Raw genomic sequence first — 3,904 nt, 5'->3', positions numbered from 1 at the left:
AGAGGGAATCTCCGACAAGTTGAACGCGGTCAAAAATGAAATCACTCGACGAACTGCGTTTTCAGGAAGTATCAACACATGACTGCCCTATCGCCCGTCATGAGCGTCGTGATTCAGAACGATTCCGGAATGATCATTCCGGCAAGGTCGGTGGTCGTCGCCGTTGCTGTGGAGACGACCAGTTCGGACGGTGGTCGCGAACCGGTTACGGTGACTCACGTTGATCAGTACGGCTGCGGCAAGCCGGGAAATGTCATGGTGACCGGAAACACCGCGATTGGTGTCGGAGCCAGAGGATTAGGTTTTTATGACCCCTTCCTCTATGTCTGCATTGACCCGTCCGTCAGTGATCCCGCACCGGGAGAAGAGTGGGGACCGTCGGAGGGAAGCTGGGTATTGACGCGCAATAGTCTGACCAGGGGATTCTTCGCCCAGGGGCATAGCCAGAACGGCGGGGTCCCGAAGCGGTCGTTGTTCTTACGAACGTACGAGCGAGCACCTGCGACGGTCTGCTATTCGTCGAGCAGTTCCGCGAGCAGCCAGTCGAGTGGGTCTAGCGCGTCGAACGGATCCAGCAGTCACGTCAGTGGATCGAGCAGCAGCAGTGGTGCTTGCGGTTGTGTCACGGTGGTCACCAGTGTGAGTTGCTCAGGCGGATCGTTGTCAGTCACGTACGGCCAAGCCCGAGGATGCTGCTGATGCCAAACCCAGGAGATGTCATCGTTATCCCCAACTGCCCGTGTTGTGGTTCCTCGAGTAGTAGCACAGCGTCTTCTGCGTCGAGCAGTCCTCAGGACTGTTCTTGTTGTTGCTCGTTTGTTGTCGGTGGCGTTGAGGCGGGATGTGGAAACAGCATCATCAGTCGAACTAGTCGTAGTCCCCTTGGTGATCCTTGCTATGCTCCATGCCTCACGGACGCCCGCATGGTTTCCGCATTAACGGTCACCCATGGTACCTCGACTGAAGTCTGTGTTGGCGACGCCACCAATTGCACTAAGTGGTACAACCACGGCGCTATCCCACCATTTCAGACGTCTGCAATTCTTCTCAACAACATGTTCACATTCTTTTACGTCCGATCGACGTCCCCACTCTGCATATATACCGCGGAAGGTGTTCCGTGTACTAACGGGCAGACGTTCGCATGGGCCGTTTCAGGAGCGGGAACGGGTTGTCCATCGACACTTACAGGATCCGTTTCATGGTGAGTCGTTGTTCAGGGCTTTCGTTGTTGGTTGCAGATTTTGAGGCAGCCGGGCACTTAGATCTTGCTAGCTTGGTTAAAGCATCTCTGAATCGGTGTGAAAACCGGGATCCAGAGATGCCGGAATGTGAGAAGTCGTTTCCATCCATATGGATTCGAGGATGGAATTTTGCAAATGCAATGGCTCGGCACGCCGCAACGGGATTCTCGCGTGCCGCAGAAACCATCATCGAAGAGCGCCTTTCTATCTGTCAGCGCTGCCCTCATCTGGTGGATCAGCATTGCCAGTTGTGTGGATGCCCCTGTATTGCCGAGAACCAGCTCTTGAACAAACTGGCCCTCGCGTCCGAATCATGCCCGCTGGGGAAGTGGAAATGAGAAAAGCCTCTGCCAGCCAATCCGCAAGTCGCCAGGTGCGTCAGTCGAAGCTGAAGACCCATGAATCTCGACAAGAAAAACAGGCCGCTCCGCCGGCCGCCTCCCCCGATCACCGCCGCTGGCCGTCCCCCGTCGTCGACAGCCTGACTGACGCGACGCTTGCCGGGAAATGGCTGATTGCGGTCTTTCGAGTGGATGGTGATCAACTGCAACTCGATCGAACCGCTCAAAATTTTCCCAAGGCCGATCTTGATCTGGCCTGTCGACTCTTCGTCGAGAGTCTTAACGATCTGAAAAAGTAATCAGATGCCAGACGGGGGAGCTTCTGCGGCTCGCACCTGACGAGTTCTCCCGTAGGCGATAGGCCCCGGCCCGGTCCCGTTCTCGGCGAAGTCATGACCCGGCTCGATCACTCCTCACAGGAAGATGAGCCCGCGGCTTCCGTGAGGCACTTCATTCGATTTTGCCGGGTGAAATGTGCGGGGAAGGGGCTTCATCAAGGAATGTCAGGCCTGGTCGACCGCGACGTTGTCCCCGGGTGTGATTCGAGATGAGGCCAATCAGGATCATTCGCCGCCCGCAACATCGCTCCTTGGGACAACGTGTCTCCAACCGTTGCAAGGTACCTCGTTGTGGGCCTCGCGGTCTGTCACCCCGCAATAAAGAAATTGCGTTTTCTCGGGAACCGTCCATGTTTGACCGCGCTTTTGTGATTAATCTTCCCTTCAAAACCGACCGACTGCACGCGTTCCAGGCACGCTATCCGAGCTGCCTGCCGAAGGCAGAAGTCTGGCACGCCCTGCATGGGGATACGGTCACGCCGCCGGAGTGGTGGACAGCAGGAAACGGTGCATGGGGTTGCTACCGAAGTCACCTTCAGATTCTCGAACATTGCTATAACGCGGGCATCGAGTCTTACATTGTGTTCGAGGATGACGCGATCTTCCGGCCTGATTTTGACGAGAGACTGCCCAGGGTGCTGGCTGAACTTCCCTGCGATTGGCAACAGCTTTATCTCGGCGGACAGTTGCTGCACGAAGCGGCTCACCCACCCGGCAAAGTAACCGAATCGGTCTTCGTCCCCTTCAATGTGAACCGGACCCACGCCTTTGCCGTTCATCGCCGAGGTTATGAGCTGCTCTACAGGCACCTCCACCAGATCCCCTTTGCTCCACACGAACACATCGATCATCATCTGGGGCGCTTGCACGAGTCAGGAAGGCTTAAGGTCTACTGTCCTTCCCGGTGGCTGGTGGGCCAGGACAGCGGTCCATCGAACATTAGTGGCAATAATAACGCTGCGACGTACTTTACCGATCCCGAGCGTCTGGCCATCGTGGAGGGGAAAAGAGAAGTTCGTCCCGTGCCTGCCATTTTTCTGGAATCCACAATCGACGTCGCAGTGGAATTGGAGCGGCGTGGCTGGCACCGCGGCCACTGGCAGAATGAGCAGAGGCTAGACCGGGGAGTCTGTGCGGCGATGGCCGGGATGAAGATCCATGCGGATCTGGAGCAGTGGTACAAGGTCGTCATGCCCGAAGCGGTTCGTGAAGGGAAATCCTGTATCTGCTTATTCCACCCCTCGCTGAACTGGCCTTGCGTCGAATCACTCAACTTCGCCCGCTTTCATCGCATTACAGCCGATCATCCTGAGGAAGCAGAACGGCAACTGGCCGAAGTTCTGTTCAAGTTGACCGAGGCCGTAGCAGATTCAGCACCGCCACGCCGAAACCTGATCTATCACATCTGGCCACGCAAGGGGAACGGCGTCTGGCGATGGAACGTCGAACAACTGCTGAAGCGGATCGAGCAATTCGACGGGGTTCGCTCAATCGGAGTTGCCACGTCTCCCGAGGCCGACGCTCTGGTCGATGTCCAGCGAGCCTTCGACGGCGTGAGGATCGACAACTGGATTGAGTTTCCGAACGATCCGAACATGGGCGAGGCTCAGACGTTCGTTAAGCTGCTGAACACGCTTCCCGTCGGCGACGGCTCGATCACGTTCCGTGGTCATGCGAAGGGGGTCAAATACGACGACCCGCTGACCTGCCGGGACTGGACAGAGATGCTTTACGAAATCTGCCTCGACGATTCTGAGCACGTTTCCGCAACGCTGGATCAGTTTCCGGTAGCAGGCCCGTTTTGCGTCGATAACCGATGGCCGGGCGGGAACAGGTTCGGCTGGTACTATTCGGGCGGCTTCTACTGGTTCACTGGGGATATTCTGAAGAAGCCAGAGGCGACGTCGATTCGCAGAGACTACTGGGGGGCGGAACTCTGGCCGGGACAGCACTATGACCGAAACGAGATCGGGATTCTATT

3 protein-coding genes are annotated in these 3,904 nt (G+C 56.8%); all 3 read left to right on the top strand.

Annotated features, from left to right (window positions below; genetic code table 11):
* Positions 1-78 precede the first annotated feature (78 nt).
* Positions 79-699, top strand: coding sequence for a hypothetical protein (locus tag VGE80_RS13040; RefSeq protein ID WP_440592981.1), 621 nt, complete (start codon positions 79-81; stop codon positions 697-699).
* An 879-nt stretch (positions 700-1,578) separates the two neighbouring features.
* Entirely contained in the window at positions 1,579-1,884 is a 306-nt protein-coding gene (locus tag VGE80_RS13035) for a hypothetical protein (protein WP_440592980.1), read from the top strand.
* Between the two features lie 389 nt (positions 1,885-2,273).
* Positions 2,274-3,904 (top strand): glycosyltransferase family 25 protein (locus tag VGE80_RS13030; protein WP_440592979.1); only part of this gene is annotated, 1,631 nt, incomplete at its 3' end.

The sequence above is a fragment of the Schlesneria sp. genome (genome assembly GCF_036405755.1).
In the GTDB taxonomy this organism is placed as follows: Bacteria; Planctomycetota; Planctomycetia; order Planctomycetales; family Planctomycetaceae; genus Schlesneria; species Schlesneria sphaerica.
The sequence above is the reverse complement of the archived record's forward strand: the minus strand, read 5'-3'. Positions and strand labels throughout refer to the sequence as shown.